The organism is Diaphorobacter sp. JS3050 (assembly GCF_013154915.1).
Classification (GTDB): Bacteria; Pseudomonadota; Gammaproteobacteria; order Burkholderiales; family Burkholderiaceae_C; genus Diaphorobacter; species Diaphorobacter nitroreducens.
This window is the reverse complement of sequence record NZ_CP053554.1, coordinates 13,024-24,927: the sequence shown is the minus strand read 5'-3', so window position 1 is coordinate 24,927 and position 11,904 is coordinate 13,024. Positions and strand designations below refer to the sequence as shown.

17 protein-coding genes are annotated in these 11,904 nt (G+C 64.6%); 5 read left to right on the top strand and 12 right to left on the bottom strand.

The genetic code is table 11. From position 1 onward, the window contains the following. Positions 1-187 precede the first annotated feature (187 nt). The 10 genes from HND92_RS19035 to HND92_RS18990 form a co-directional block, all read right to left on the bottom strand. A complete protein-coding gene (locus HND92_RS19035) occupies positions 188-1,246 on the bottom strand; it encodes a ParB/RepB/Spo0J family partition protein (RefSeq protein ID WP_012478180.1) in 1,059 nt (352 codons plus the stop codon). After that, positions 1,243-2,007 carry a ParA family protein gene (locus tag HND92_RS19030; protein WP_013397098.1) on the bottom strand — a complete coding sequence of 255 codons (765 nt, stop codon included), beginning with the start codon at positions 2,005-2,007 and terminating at the stop codon, positions 1,243-1,245. Before HND92_RS19030 ends, HND92_RS19035 begins: the two co-directional genes overlap by 4 nt. Further along, positions 2,004-2,312, bottom strand: a complete 309-nt coding sequence (locus HND92_RS19025; protein WP_011255197.1) for a transcriptional regulator KorA — start codon at positions 2,310-2,312, stop codon at positions 2,004-2,006. Before HND92_RS19025 ends, HND92_RS19030 begins: the two co-directional genes overlap by 4 nt. 120 nt (positions 2,313-2,432) lie before the next feature. Next, complete coding sequence (locus tag HND92_RS19020) at positions 2,433-2,843, bottom strand: DUF2761 domain-containing protein (RefSeq protein WP_011255198.1); 411 nt, start codon at positions 2,841-2,843, stop codon at positions 2,433-2,435. Between the two features lies 1 nt (position 2,844). Then, on the bottom strand, positions 2,845-3,171 hold the full coding sequence (kleE, locus tag HND92_RS19015; protein ID WP_012478184.1) for a KleE stable inheritance protein: 327 nt from the start codon (positions 3,169-3,171) through the stop codon (positions 2,845-2,847). A 209-nt stretch (positions 3,172-3,380) separates the two neighbouring features. Continuing rightward, a complete protein-coding gene (gene kleA / locus HND92_RS19010) occupies positions 3,381-3,617 on the bottom strand; it encodes a stable inheritance protein KleA (protein ID WP_011255200.1) in 237 nt (78 codons plus the stop codon). A 157-nt stretch (positions 3,618-3,774) separates the two neighbouring features. Continuing rightward, on the bottom strand, positions 3,775-4,032 hold the full coding sequence (gene korC / locus HND92_RS19005) for a transcriptional repressor KorC (protein ID WP_012478185.1): 258 nt from the start codon (positions 4,030-4,032) through the stop codon (positions 3,775-3,777). 16 nt (positions 4,033-4,048) lie between these two features. Further along, positions 4,049-5,257 carry a hypothetical protein gene (locus HND92_RS19000; RefSeq protein ID WP_012478186.1) on the bottom strand — a complete coding sequence of 403 codons (1,209 nt, stop codon included), beginning with the start codon at positions 5,255-5,257 and terminating at the stop codon, positions 4,049-4,051. Between the two features lie 11 nt (positions 5,258-5,268). Beyond that, complete coding sequence (locus HND92_RS18995; RefSeq protein WP_012478187.1) at positions 5,269-5,487, bottom strand: hypothetical protein; 219 nt, start codon at positions 5,485-5,487, stop codon at positions 5,269-5,271. A gap of 44 nt (positions 5,488-5,531) precedes the next feature. After that, positions 5,532-5,960 (bottom strand): antirestriction protein, encoded by a 429-nt coding sequence (locus tag HND92_RS18990; RefSeq protein WP_011114069.1) that lies wholly within the window; start codon positions 5,958-5,960, stop codon positions 5,532-5,534. A gap of 172 nt (positions 5,961-6,132) precedes the next feature. Between HND92_RS18990 and HND92_RS18985 the strand changes: the two genes are divergently transcribed. Together HND92_RS18985 and HND92_RS18980 are read left to right on the top strand one after the other, a co-directional pair. After that, entirely contained in the window at positions 6,133-6,396 is a 264-nt protein-coding gene (locus HND92_RS18985) for a type II toxin-antitoxin system RelB/DinJ family antitoxin (protein ID WP_011114070.1), read from the top strand. Then, complete coding sequence (locus HND92_RS18980; protein ID WP_011114071.1) at positions 6,383-6,664, top strand: type II toxin-antitoxin system YafQ family toxin; 282 nt, start codon at positions 6,383-6,385, stop codon at positions 6,662-6,664. Before HND92_RS18985 ends, HND92_RS18980 begins: the two co-directional genes overlap by 14 nt. Positions 6,665-8,049: 1,385 nt before the next feature. On the opposite strand, the gene trfA is transcribed toward HND92_RS18980, so the two are convergent. Both trfA and HND92_RS18970 read right to left on the bottom strand, forming a co-directional pair. After that, positions 8,050-9,273 carry a plasmid replication initiator TrfA gene (gene trfA, locus HND92_RS18975; protein WP_011013257.1) on the bottom strand — a complete coding sequence of 408 codons (1,224 nt, stop codon included), beginning with the start codon at positions 9,271-9,273 and terminating at the stop codon, positions 8,050-8,052. 48 nt (positions 9,274-9,321) lie between these two features. Next, a complete protein-coding gene (locus tag HND92_RS18970) occupies positions 9,322-9,660 on the bottom strand; it encodes a single-stranded DNA-binding protein (protein ID WP_011013259.1) in 339 nt (112 codons plus the stop codon). 109 nt (positions 9,661-9,769) lie between these two features. On the opposite strand from HND92_RS18970, the gene HND92_RS18965 reads away from it, so the two are divergent. The 3 genes from HND92_RS18965 to trbC all read left to right on the top strand — a co-directional run bounded on the left by HND92_RS18965 (position 9,770) and on the right by trbC (position 11,903). After that, positions 9,770-10,129, top strand: a complete 360-nt coding sequence (locus tag HND92_RS18965; RefSeq protein WP_011013260.1) for a transcriptional regulator — start codon at positions 9,770-9,772, stop codon at positions 10,127-10,129. Positions 10,130-10,443: 314 nt separating this feature from the next. After that, positions 10,444-11,409: a P-type conjugative transfer ATPase TrbB gene (trbB, locus tag HND92_RS18960; RefSeq protein ID WP_011013261.1), complete on the top strand. Its 966-nt coding sequence runs from the start codon at positions 10,444-10,446 to the stop codon at positions 11,407-11,409. Positions 11,410-11,438: 29 nt separating this feature from the next. Next, positions 11,439-11,903: a conjugal transfer system pilin TrbC gene (gene trbC, locus HND92_RS18955; protein WP_011013262.1), complete on the top strand. Its 465-nt coding sequence runs from the start codon at positions 11,439-11,441 to the stop codon at positions 11,901-11,903. Position 11,904 lies beyond the last annotated feature (1 nt).

The following is an 11,904-nucleotide window of genomic DNA, read 5'->3' as shown; positions in this document are numbered from 1 at the left end:
TTTCGGCCGGTGTTGTATGTTGTAGCGTGTAGCATACTACAACATACAACATAGCGCAAGTGTTTAGCTGAACTTTTTTAGCGGCTAAAACGGGCCAGCCCGGCGCTGGGCGCGCAGGCAAAAAAAAGCCCCGCTCGATGGCGGGGCGCAGGGGTGCGGGGGCGGCGGGGTCTGGTGCAGGGGGGGTCTAGCCCTCCAGCAGCGCGACAAGCTGCACTTTGCCAAGGTCGGCCTCGAACTCCTGGCCGTCATCCTCGTACTTGAGCCAGGCCCAGCCCTCGGCCGGCGGCCGGCGGTTGAGGATCAGGCGGGCCGGGCGGTCGTCGTGCGTGACCTGGATGATCGCTTTCTTGAGCTTGTCCGGGTCGGGTTCCTTCGGCTCCTTCTTCTTGGCGTCATCCTCCGGGCCTTGCCCGTCGCCCTCGGCCTCGCCATCCGTCTTGCCGCTGAACGCATCGACGGTGTTGGGGTCGCGGTCGCCTTCCTGGTGGCGCTTGTCCTCCAGGTACTCGCGCAGCAGCTTGACCGATCCGCGCGTCAGCTCCTGGCTGTCGTCGGCCAGCCACGCACCCACTTCCTCGGGGTTCTTCTTGAACGCCGTCACCAACTCGTTGATGACGGTCACATCCTTGGCGCGGCCAGTGTTGAACGCCTCGGCAATCGGTTCGGGCAAGTCCAGCAGCGTGACGTGCTGTGTGACGAACGCCGGCGACTTGCCGATCTCCTTGGCGATCTCCGACTTCTTCTTGCCCTTCGCCAGCTCGCGGCCGATGAAGTCCGCGATCTCGCGGGCCGTCAGTTCGTTGCGTTGCAGGTTCTCGATTACCTGGTCGGCCTCGTTGTAGTCGTTGTCGATGAAAGCCGGGATGGTGGTCTTGTCGGCCCATTTCGAGCCACGGTAGCGCCGCGCACCGTGGTTGATGAGGTAGCGGCCCGGCGCGTCCGGGTTCTCGCGCACGCTGATGGGCGACTTCACGCCGCGCAGCTTGATCGTCTCGCCGATCTCGGCGATGGACTCCGGCGAGAAGCCGGGGTTGTCCGCCGTGCGCGGCTGGTGCGGGTCTTCGTCGATGAGGTCAAGCGGCAGCTCCTGCGGGCCGCCAGGGGCCGCATTCGCGGCCTGTGGCTCGTCCAGCAAGCTCGACAGGTCGCCGAGGCCATCCAGGCCCAGCCCGCCGCCCTTGGGCTTCTCTGCGGCCGCTTGCGGGGCCTTCTTCTTGGCGTTGGTCTTTACGGCGCTGGTCATTGCGCGATCTCCATCTTCGTGAACACGTAATCCGCCAGGGCGCGCACTTCCTGGGTGGCCTTGCGCGCAGCGGTTTTCTTGATCTTCCACACTGGCATCTGCTCGCCCAGCGCCTCCGCGATACTGTCTCGCGCGCCGACACTGAACGGCAAGATCAGTTGCGGATATGCCTGCTGCAAGGTCGCCAGGTTGCTGACGTGGCGCGGCTTCCGCGCGTCCACCTTGTTCGGCACCATGCCGAGAAAGCGCAGCTTCGGGTTTTGCTTGCGCAGGTTGCCGATGACGGCAACCATCTTCTTCATGCCTTGCAAGCTGTACGCCTCCATTTCGACCGGCGAAAGCATGTAGTCGGCGGCCAGCACGGCCGCCGTCATGGCAACGCCAAGGGAAGGGGCGGTGTCGATCAGGCACACGTCGAAGAACTCGCCTAGCGCCGCGATGCTGGCCCGCAGCGCGCCGGCGGCCTGGGCCAAGTCCATCTTGTCCAGGTTGGCCAGGCTGGCATCGGCCGCGATCAGCGCCAGGCCGTCATCCTCCCGGCCAGCGAACCAGGCGCGCAGCTCGTCGCCGCCGGCGGTGAACATGCGACTGGCGGGATAGCCCGAGTCGTGGCCGGCCAGCGTCCAGCTTGCATTGCCCTGGGTGTCCAGGTCGATCACTGCAACCCGAAGGCCGCGCTCCTGGAAGTCGAACGCCAGGTGGCAGGTTGCGAAGGTCTTGCCCTGTCCGCCTTTCTGAATTGCCGTGACCAGTGTTTTCATGAGTTGGGTTCCTGTTTCCTCTTTCCCTTGGCGTCGGCTTCCCAACGCTTGACGATGAACGCTTGATGCTCCGGCAGTACCGCCGTCACCCGCGCGAAGCCCTGCGGGAGCACTTCCCCCGCCGCTGCCCACACGCGACTGACCGCTTGCGATACCGCCCCCTTGGTCAGCCCCAGCGAGGCCACAAACTCGGCCTGGGGCCTTCCATCGACCAGCACGCCGCGCGCTATGTCGATGGTCTGTTGCCCGATCTCCAGGCCCTTGATCGCCGCCTGGAATTGGGCTTCGGTTAGCCGTTTCTTCATGGAGAACACCCATATAAACTCCACACCCGGTTGTTGAACAAAAGGCGGTGCCAGCCGCCGACCATGTGCAGAAGTTTAGCTAAACTCGCCGGGCGCGTCAAGCCTTTTAGCGGCTAAAAATCACCCCTTCTTGGCGTCATCCGAATACAGCGCGGCTAGGCGCTTGAGGTCGTCGGGGCCTTGCTGAACCTCGACCACCCGCATTCCGTAGCGCCCCATCTGCGACGCGGCGCGCGAAACTGCGAGCTGCTGCGCGTGGTCGGCGCTCACGAAGAACGTCATCAACGGCCCCACGGTGCGCGTGCCGCCGCTCGCAAAGCACACGTCGAACGAACCGCCATGCACATGCGGATCGACGCCTTCAACGAGCCGCCAGGGGTCAAGGCCCCATTCCTCGGATTGCGCGCTGTACCAATAGGCCGGCGCATCGCCGTTCAAATCGCTGGCCGCGTACTCGCGCACCAGGACGGCCACGCGGCCCGTGGTTGGCTCCACGAATCCCGGCGGGTAGGGCAGGGTCTGTTTTTTCATGTCAAAGCCCCTTCGGCTTGTAGATCGAAACGAAGTAGGTGATCGCGGTCAGCACCGCGAAGTACACCAGGAACGACCAGCCGGCATACACGCCAGGCGTGTTCCAGTGGTAGAGCATCCGCACGAACTGAAAGAAGGTGGCAATCGACAGCACCCACTTGAGGATCGGCCAGACCAACACGGTCGCCACCCATACGAACTTGACCAGGCCGGCCAGCAGGCCAGCACCGGGGGCCTTGTTGGGGGCAGCAGGCGCGGCGGCAGGCTCCACCGGCGCGGGCGCGGCGGGCTGCTCGATCTCCTTGGGGAACTTGATGATGTTGGACATAGCTTGACCCTCCACGCGCTTACGTGTTGAATGCTGGGTGCTCCCACTCGGAAGCATGGTTACGGTGTGCCAGCACCAGGCCAAGCGCCCCGGATCACTCCGGGGCGTTCCTCCACCTGGGGCCGCCCTTGATCTTGCCTCGGCTCACGCAATACTCCCTTCTTGGCGTCCTCGATAGGCCCGGCCGTTGCCGACCGGGCCATGTGCTCTTACCAGCCGGCCCGGCGCTTGGCCTGCTCGACGGCTTCCATCGACCAATGGCCCTTGGCCTGCCCCTCCAGGGAGCATCCGGCGAAGTACGCCTTGCCGCGCAGTTCCTCGGCTTTGCGCACCAGCTCGGCCGCCTCGGCCATCATGGCCGCGATCTCGTCACGGCGGGCCGGGAAGTCGGTCGCTGCCGCGCCCTCCAGCTCGTCAATCCAGGGCATGATCTTGTTGTCGCTCATCGGACTTTCTCCGGTAGTTGACCTGGGCGATGTGCCCGGCCTTCAAGTGCTATATTAGGGCAAAATGCCCTAGCCTGTCAAGCACTTTAGCTAAACTTTTTTCGCTTTACCGGAATCCGAAGGCTAAACTTTAGCCGCTAAAACCTTTCCCTTGGCGTCAATCCTCTTTCCAGATCACGCCCAGCCCGGCCAGGTCGCACAGGATCGCCCATGCCGCATAGGGAATCGGGGTGTCCTCGCCGATCCAGCGGCGGATCGTGCGGTCGCCCTTCGCGCCCAGCCCCAGCGCCTTCGCGGCCTTGCTGCCGCTGAACCCGGCCAGGCGCAGCACCTCGCGGACTTCCTCGCCGGTCGGTTGTGCCCAGCGTTCGGCCGGCTTCAAGCACTCCAGCCGGATATTGGCGTCGTTCGTCATTCGTTCGTTCTCCTGGTCAAGTGATAAGCCGCAACTGGTCGAAGCCGTAGATCGACTGGATGCAGCTCGGGTCTGAATCGACCACGCGCCGGCCTGCGCGATTGGTCTTGTACGTTACCGGCCTGTCGTCGTGCGCCCACACCTGGCGGGTGTCGGGATGCACCTTCACGATGATGATGCGCTTGCCGATGTAGCGGTCGAAAACCGGGTGATGGACGCTCACGATCTCGCACCGCTGGCCGGGCTTGAACTCCACCCGGTCGGCCGGGCCTCCATCGCCATTCCTGGCGATGCTGCAGGTTGCCGCGCTCGCTCCCGGCATCGTCGTTTCCGGCGATACAGGCCCGCCCTCGACCGGCTCGGCATCGTCGGCTTTGACGATGCTGCAGGTCATCGTCGTTTCTGGCGATGCGGGATCTCGCTCCGGGCCTGCGCCGGTGATTTTTCCCTTGGCGTCCAACCCGGCGGCCCTGGCCGCCTTGATCCTGGTCGCGGCCTCGGCCGCCCAGCGCCTGGCGATGAAGGCCCGATGCGAGGGCAGCACCACATCGACCAGGACGAACCCCGGCGGCACCAGGACGGTCGCCGGTTCGCGCCGCGCCGGCGGCTCCAGGCCGGCCAGCCAAGCGGGCAGGGGAGCATCGGCCAGGCGGTCGCGGTAGCTGGCCTCGACCATCACCGGGCGCTTCTTCTCGGCTCGCTGCGCAGCCAGGATGCCGCGCGCAACCTCGTCCACCGTCATGCAGCCCTGCGCCGTGTCGAAGTGCGAGCGGTAGCCCGTTTCGGAGATAAACGGCCTGTCCAGGTCGATGACGTGGAACTGGAAGTGGGCACCCAGCGGCCCGCCGTAGCCGGCCTCGTACTCCACCAGGGCGCGCATGTCGCCATCCGCGACCAGGAACTGGCCGCGCTGGCCCCACAAGGGCACGTCGCCAGGCACCGCCGCGCAATGGCGCTCGATGACCTGGCCGGGCGCGTCGTGGTCGGCCATGCTGCCCACGTGCGTTCCGCCGTTCATCTTCCAGATGACGGCCTCGTATCGGTCGCTGGCCGCCTCGGCGGCCGCACCGTCGCCGCGCATGATCGCCGCGTCGATCTCCACCACGGCCGCCACGGCGGCGGCCAGCAGCTCGTCGCGTTCGGTGGGCAGCTCGGCCAGCAGCTCGGCCGCCGGCGCGTTCCAGTCCTGGCCCGGCTGGGCCGGCGTCTTGCGTTTCTTCGCCATCGGCCGGCCCCTCAAGTGTCAGCACGCCGCCACGCGATCACGTCGCGGGCTTCGTAGCCGTGGCGCTTGCAGTCGTCGCAGAATCCCGAGCTGAACCCCTTGTGGTTCGTGCCGATCCATGCGGCCGGCTTGCCGCATTCGTGGCCGTAGGTGCCCGGCTCGGCGTTGTGGCACTTGCCGTCCGTCGCGTAGCTGTTCGTCGGTGCCTGGGGAGCGTTGTTCCTGGTCATGGTCGCCTCCTGGAAGCCCCGGCCGAAGCCGGGGCCGCCCCTCATCAGTCAATAGCCCGGTAGATCGCGGCCGCCTCGGCGTGGCTGGCTGCGAAGCCGCGCAGGAAGTGATAGCGGTCGATCAGGGCATCGCCGGCGTCCGTGTCGGCGGCCTCGGCCGCGAGCTGGCCCAGCGCGAACAGGGTTGCGACAATGCCGGCGGCGTCGGCCGACAACTCGCCTCGGAAGCCGTTGCCGTCCACCTCGATCTCCAGGCGGTCGGCCAGGTCGGGGGCCATGTAAAAACCGCCGTCCGACAAGGTGTAGTAGTGCCAATACGCGCCGCTGTAGCGTTCGCAGAGCCGGCGAAGCCAGGCATACACCAGGGCCTCGCCGCGCATCATCAGACGCGGGCCGAAGTAGGCGGGCAGGAAGTCGAGGCGCTGGGCCTCGGCGACCAGGGAAGCGGTAACGGGTTGCTCTTGGGTGTTCATCGGACTTTCTCCGGTAGTTGACCTGGGCGAAATGCCCGGCCTTCAAGTGCTATATTAGGGCAAAATGTCCTAATCGTCAAGCACTTTAGCTAAACTTTTTGGCCGCTAAACCTTGCCCTTTCCCTTGGCGTGCATTACAATGTAATTCACGAACCCAACCGGAGAACCAATCATGGCTGCAAACCAGCTCGTACAAACGCGCATCGACGGCGCGATCAAGGAAGAAGCGGCGGCCGTCCTGGCCGCGATGGGCCTTACCGTGTCCGACGCGGTGCGGCTGCTGCTCACGAAGGTGGCCCAGGACAAGGCGCTGCCCTTCGAGCCGCTGATTCCGAACGCCACCACCATCGAGGCGATGAAGGAAGCCCGCAAGGGCAAGCTGCCGCGCTTCGCCACCGTCAACGATCTGATGGCCGATCTGCATGCGGCAGATTGAGCGCACCGGCCAGTTCAAGCGCGACTACAAGCGCGAGGCGAAAGGGCAGCACCGGGCCACGCTCGACGCCGACCTGGTGCCCGTCCTGGTCGCGCTCGCCGACGACCAGCCGCTGGAACCTCGGCACCGCGACCACGCGCTGACCGGGGACTGGAAGGATCACCGGGATTGCCACGTCAAGCCCGACCTGGTGCTGATCTACCAGAAGCCCGACGCCGACACGCTGCGCCTGGTGCGCCTCGGCTCTCACTCCGAACTCGGCTTGTGATCGGCGCGGGCCTGGCCCCGCGTCTCACGTTTCATTGACACTTGAGGGGCGCTTTCCGCGCCACCGGCCGAGCTGGCCGACCCCCTTCCTTGGCGTAAAACCTGCGGCGGTGGAGCTGCTGCGATGCTTGAGGATCGCGCGGCCGGTCGAACCGCGGCGACCTGGTTGGGGAGTGTGAGGGGGCTTTGCCCCCTCGCAAGCTCTCGAACTTACTGCCTTCCGCCAGGCGCTTGCGCCTGGCTCTCCTAAGCCGTAGCGCCGAAGGCGCTCCATTGTGGGGTGAGGCCGCAAGGCGGCCGAGGGGCGTAGCCCCTGGGGGGATGGGAGGCCGCTTGCGGCCGGGTGGGATCGAGAAGGGGGGTTTCCCCCCTTCGGCGGCCGGTCATGCTGCGCGGCAGCTTGGGCCGTGTTGCCGTTTTTTTCGCCAGCCTCTGGTTAAAACTACCTGGTTATATAAAAAGGTTATAAAGACGGTTAAAAACCTGGTTAGCATGACCGAAAAACGCGCGTAAACCGTTGTCACGCCAAGGAAAAGTGCGAAGAGGCCGCCCCTCAAGTGTCAATGGATAAGCCCCCCATGTGTCAATACGCTGCCCCTCAAGTGTCAAGAACCGCGCCCCTCAAGTGTCAGTAGGGCCGCCCCTCAAGTGTCAATACCGGGGCAGGGTTCCTAACAGGGTTATCCACAACTTCGGTGGATAACTCCATGCCGATCAGGCACTTAGGCCGCCTCGGCGGCCGCCTGGACGGCTCGACCAGGCCGAAATCGGCCGCTGCCCCCCAAGTGTCAACATCGCGCCGGCCCCGCTGCCCCTCAAGTGTCAACGTCAGGGCTGCGCCGGCCGGCCTCGGCCGACTTGTCCCGAAACTGTCCACAACGGCCGCGCCGGTGGGGCAGGGCAGGGAAGGCCCCGGAAACGGGCCAGGAAGGCCCGTCAGGGCCGCAAAGCCCAGCGGCGAGGGCCACCGGCCCGGTGAGCGTCGGGAAGGCGCTGGAAGCCCGCCAGGGGCGAGACGGGCGGCTCTGCCGCCTGGCTCGATGCGCAGCACGACATAGCCGGTTCTCGCGGCCGCCGGCCGGGAGAATCCCCCGCAGCTCGGCCCCTCAAGTGTCAAAGGGTGGATCTCATCGTCAGAAGCGGCGATGCGAGATCCAGCGCCGGCGTCGGCCGTCATCGTCGGAACTGGCGATGGGGCCCTCGGTTCATCGTCAAAGGTGGCGATGGTCGACCGTGGCCTGGACGTGGCCAGCCTCGCCGGAAATGACGATGCTGCAGCTCGACGTGCGCGCGACCAGGTGGCCGGAACTCCCTCGTCAGAAGCGGCGATGCTCGAGAAAAAAAGCCGCCTCGATCTCGGGCGGCTCTCCAGGGGCAGGGCGGCGGTCATCGCTTGCAATGCACCAGGTCGTCATTGATCCAGGCGCTGTCCACCAGGCCGTTTTCGCGCAGCTCGTCGCATGCCTCGCTGACCTGCTCGCGCCACTTCTTCACGCGGGTGGAATCCGAACCGCACATGAGCCGGAACGTCTCCAGCTTGAGCGGGTACGGCTCCTTGTGCGTGGCAAAGTAGTCGAACATCCGCCGCGCGGTGGGCGACAGCTTGCGGTACTTCTCCCACACGAATTTCGTGTAGTGGTCGCCGGCGAACAGCACCACCATTTCGGTGTCGATCTCGACCTGGCAGCGCGACGTGCGCTTGCCGCGATCCAGGATGCGGAAGCGCCGGATCAGCGACACGGATTCCAGGCGGCCCAGCCGCTGGGAAGAGAACTGCATCGCGGACGCTTGCAGCCGCGAAAGGCAGTCCTCGGCCTGCTTGTAGTAGCGGCCATTGATCGACCAGCCCAAGTCCTGGCAAATCTCGTAGAACGTGAACGTGACCGGCTCGCCCAGCGGCGTGCGCTTCGCGTATTCGAGCACCTGGGCAAACACCAGCTCGTCGCTGTCGGCGCGTAGCTCGATGCCGGTAAAGGTGATCTCCACGTCCTTGCTGATGTGGTAGATCGCCTCGCGCTGCAAGGCGGCGCGGGGCACCTTCTTGTTCCTGGTCGTGAAGATCGCCGACCGGCCGAAGTCGTTGGGCATGGCCCGCATGTGGTCGGGCCACGGCGCGAGGTCGAACAAGGAAAGCTGCATGTCCTTGATCTGCTGCTTCGTGTGCTTGAGCAAGGCGGCCTGCTTGGCCTGGCTGACCTGCTCGGCCAGCTCGCCGGTGGCACTGGCCGGCTTCTCGGTCGTTTTCTTGGTCGCCATCTGTTGCGTTCTCCGTTCGGCGGTCACGCCGCTGACTTTCTCGGCCAAGGTGTTGACCACGGTTCGCGGCTCGGGCGGAAGGCCCATAGTCCGCGCCAGCTCGGCCGACTCGGCCGCCATCCGCTCGGAGCGCGCCACGGCCGCGCTGGGCGGCGGTGGCGGTGGCTCCGGCGCTGCCGGCCCGTCCGGCAGCTCGAAGAGGGAACCGGCGGGGCGGAAAGCCCCGCCGGCGGTGCCGGCCTGCGCGTTGCGCTCGGCCGCGTAGCGGCGGGCAAGCGCCGTCGCGTCGGCCTCACTCAACCCGCCGTCGATGAGCTTGCGGCGGTAGCCCTGCTCGTCGAAACTGTCCGGCATATCTTCGTCCTCCTAGCATAACGCCCGGCCTGTGGCCGGGCGCGTTTCTCATTTGCCGCCTGGTTCCTTGGTATCCAGGTACTCGATCACGTCGGCGATGAAGTCAAAGCCGTACTCGGTCTGGCCGTCCTTCTCGAACTTCGTCGGCTCGATGCGGCCCTGGACGAACACCTTGGAGCCTTTGCCAAGGTACTTGCCCGCGTTCTCTGCCAGGCCGGCAAACGACTTGATGCGGAAGAAGTCGGTTTGCTCTTTCTTCTCGCCGGCGCGGTCGCGCCACACGCGGTTCACGGCCAGGTCGAATACGGCGCGGGCGCTGTTTTCGCTATGGCGAACATCAGTATCACGGGTAAGATTGCCGATAAACTGGAATTGGTTATGGCTCATGCGTAGCTCTCCAGGCTGTGATGAAGCCTAGAGTTTAGCTAAACCTAATTCCGAGGTCAAGAACTTTAGCGGCTAAAATTTCGAGCCGCCCATGCGCAAGGCGACGCCTTTGTATAACTACATCTTCTTCACGAACGTGCTGCGGCTGCTTGATGAGCGCCACATGACGAAAAAGGAGCTATCGGACAGGTCGGGGGTTTCGATCTCCTTCCTGTCCGATCTCACTACGGGCAAGGCCAATCCGTCCCTCAAGGTCATGCAGGACATTGCCAAGGCCCTTGATGCGCCGTTGCCCCTTCTGCTTGAATCAACCGACTTGGACAAGGACACGCTCGATGCCCTGGCCGGCGGCAAGGCTCCGCAGAGCCTTCCTGCCGGTTTCGAGCGAGTGGCGGCGGTGCTACCGTCGCATCAGGCATTCATCGTCAAGAAGTGGGGCGAGGCCGCCCGCAAGAAGCTCCGGGGGTAGGACGCCAAGAAAGAAAGCAGGGAAGGGACGCGGCAAGGAACTGAGCCAGCAGAAGCCAGCACTTTTTAGCCGCTAAAGCCCGCCGGGGTGGCTCAACCCCCGGAACACCCACAACGCAAGCCATAGGTTCGGTGCGAGGCGCACGGAGCATGCGCCGCGTTGTTTCTATTGCGATCAGCTCGGGACACGATTGAAAACACTCAATCCGTCATTCCGTTTGCTTGCTCGTCAAAAGACTTCGGTATATCGTATGAACCTGTGTAGAATGCGTGCGGTCAGGGCAGCACGCAAATCACATACATGGGATACACGGAATGACCGAACAGAAGCTGGAACACAACACGATCAAGGAACGGGCGAAGAAGAAGCTCGAACGCGACATGGGGCCGGAGCTGTTGGCAGCTCTGAACGATCCCAAGACCGTTGAAATCATGCTCAACGCGGACGGCAAAGTCTGGCAGGAGAAGCTGGGCGAGCCGATGAAGTGCATCGGCACCCTTCGCTTCGCGCAGGCCCAAGCCATGATCGAAACCATTGCCGGCTACCACGGCAAGGAAGTCACGCGGCAGCGGCCGATCCTGGAAGGCGAGTTCCCGCTAGACGGTAGCCGCTTTGCCGGCCAGCTCCCCCCGGTCGTGCCCGCACCGACCTTTGCGATCCGCAAGAAGGCGGTCGCCATCTTCACCCTGGCGCAGTACGTCGAGCGCGGAATCATGACCGCGCAGCAGCGCGATTCCTTGATTGCCGCCGTGCGTGCCCACCGGAACATCCTGGTGATCGGCGGCACCGGCTCGGGCAAGACCACGCTGGTGAACGCGATCATCAACGAGATGGTGCTTCAAGACCCGACCGAACGGGTTTTCATCATCGAGGACACCGGCGAAATCCAGTGCGCCGCCGAGAACTACGTCCAGTACCACACCAGCATCGACGTGACCATGACGGCGCTGCTCAAGACCACGCTGCGCATGCGGCCCGACCGCATCCTGGTCGGCGAAGTGCGCGGCCCCGAAGCACTTGATCTGTTGATGGCCTGGAACACCGGGCACGAAGGAGGAGCCGCAACCCTGCACGCAAACAACGCCAAAGCGGGCCTTGATCGGCTCGCCATGCTCATCAGCATGCACCCCGATTCACCCAAACCCATTGAACCGCTGATAGGCGAGGCGGTTCACGTGGTCGTTCATATCGCCCGCACCCCTGACGGCTCGCGGCGCATCCAGGAAATCCTTGAGGTTTCCGGCTACGCCAACGGCCAGTACGCAACCAAAACCCTGTAACCCTGTAACCCTGTAAGGAGCTTAGACCCATGCAATCGACCCTTCCCGCGTTCCGCTTCGACAGCCGCGCCGTGTTCTACCTGGGCATGTTCGCCCTCTTGGCGTTCTTCCTGCTGGCCCCCCAGCACGCTTTCGCCTCCGAAGGCACCGGCGGTTCCCTGCCGTATGAAGGCTGGTTGACCAACCTGCGCAACAGCGTCACCGGCCCGGTGGCCTTCGCGCTGTCGATCATCGGCATCGTTGTCGCCGGCGGCATCTTGATCTTCGGCGGCGAACTCAACGGCTTCTTCCGCACGTTGATCTTCATCGTCCTGGTCATGGCCCTGCTGGTCGGCGCGCAGAACATGATGAGCACCTTCTTCGGCCGTGGCGCGGAAATCGCCGCCCTGACCGATGGCGTGCTGCACCAGGCCAAGGTCGCGGCGCTGGACATGGCCGGCTTCCCTGGTGAAGCCATCGCACGCTGGGCCGAACGCGGCCACATCGCGGGGTAAG

Coding starts and splice junctions, on each gene's coding strand:
- HND92_RS19035 (WP_012478180.1), bottom strand. CDS start 1,246: ATGACCAGCGCCGTAAAGACCAACGCCAAGAAGAAGGCCCCGCAAGCG.
- HND92_RS19030 (WP_013397098.1), bottom strand. CDS start 2,007: ATGAAAACACTGGTCACGGCAATTCAGAAAGGCGGACAGGGCAAGACC.
- HND92_RS19025 (WP_011255197.1), bottom strand. CDS start 2,312: ATGAAGAAACGGCTAACCGAAGCCCAATTCCAGGCGGCGATCAAGGGC.
- HND92_RS19020 (WP_011255198.1), bottom strand. CDS start 2,843: ATGAAAAAACAGACCCTGCCCTACCCGCCGGGATTCGTGGAGCCAACC.
- kleE (WP_012478184.1), bottom strand. CDS start 3,171: ATGTCCAACATCATCAAGTTCCCCAAGGAGATCGAGCAGCCCGCCGCG.
- kleA (WP_011255200.1), bottom strand. CDS start 3,617: ATGAGCGACAACAAGATCATGCCCTGGATTGACGAGCTGGAGGGCGCG.
- korC (WP_012478185.1), bottom strand. CDS start 4,032: ATGACGAACGACGCCAATATCCGGCTGGAGTGCTTGAAGCCGGCCGAA.
- HND92_RS19000 (WP_012478186.1), bottom strand. CDS start 5,257: ATGGCGAAGAAACGCAAGACGCCGGCCCAGCCGGGCCAGGACTGGAAC.
- HND92_RS18995 (WP_012478187.1), bottom strand. CDS start 5,487: ATGACCAGGAACAACGCTCCCCAGGCACCGACGAACAGCTACGCGACG.
- HND92_RS18990 (WP_011114069.1), bottom strand. CDS start 5,960: ATGAACACCCAAGAGCAACCCGTTACCGCTTCCCTGGTCGCCGAGGCC.
- HND92_RS18985 (WP_011114070.1), top strand. CDS start 6,133: ATGGCTGCAAACCAGCTCGTACAAACGCGCATCGACGGCGCGATCAAG.
- HND92_RS18980 (WP_011114071.1), top strand. CDS start 6,383: ATGCGGCAGATTGAGCGCACCGGCCAGTTCAAGCGCGACTACAAGCGC.
- trfA (WP_011013257.1), bottom strand. CDS start 9,273: ATGCCGGACAGTTTCGACGAGCAGGGCTACCGCCGCAAGCTCATCGAC.
- HND92_RS18970 (WP_011013259.1), bottom strand. CDS start 9,660: ATGAGCCATAACCAATTCCAGTTTATCGGCAATCTTACCCGTGATACT.
- trbB (WP_011013261.1), top strand. CDS start 10,444: ATGACCGAACAGAAGCTGGAACACAACACGATCAAGGAACGGGCGAAG.
- trbC (WP_011013262.1), top strand. CDS start 11,439: ATGCAATCGACCCTTCCCGCGTTCCGCTTCGACAGCCGCGCCGTGTTC.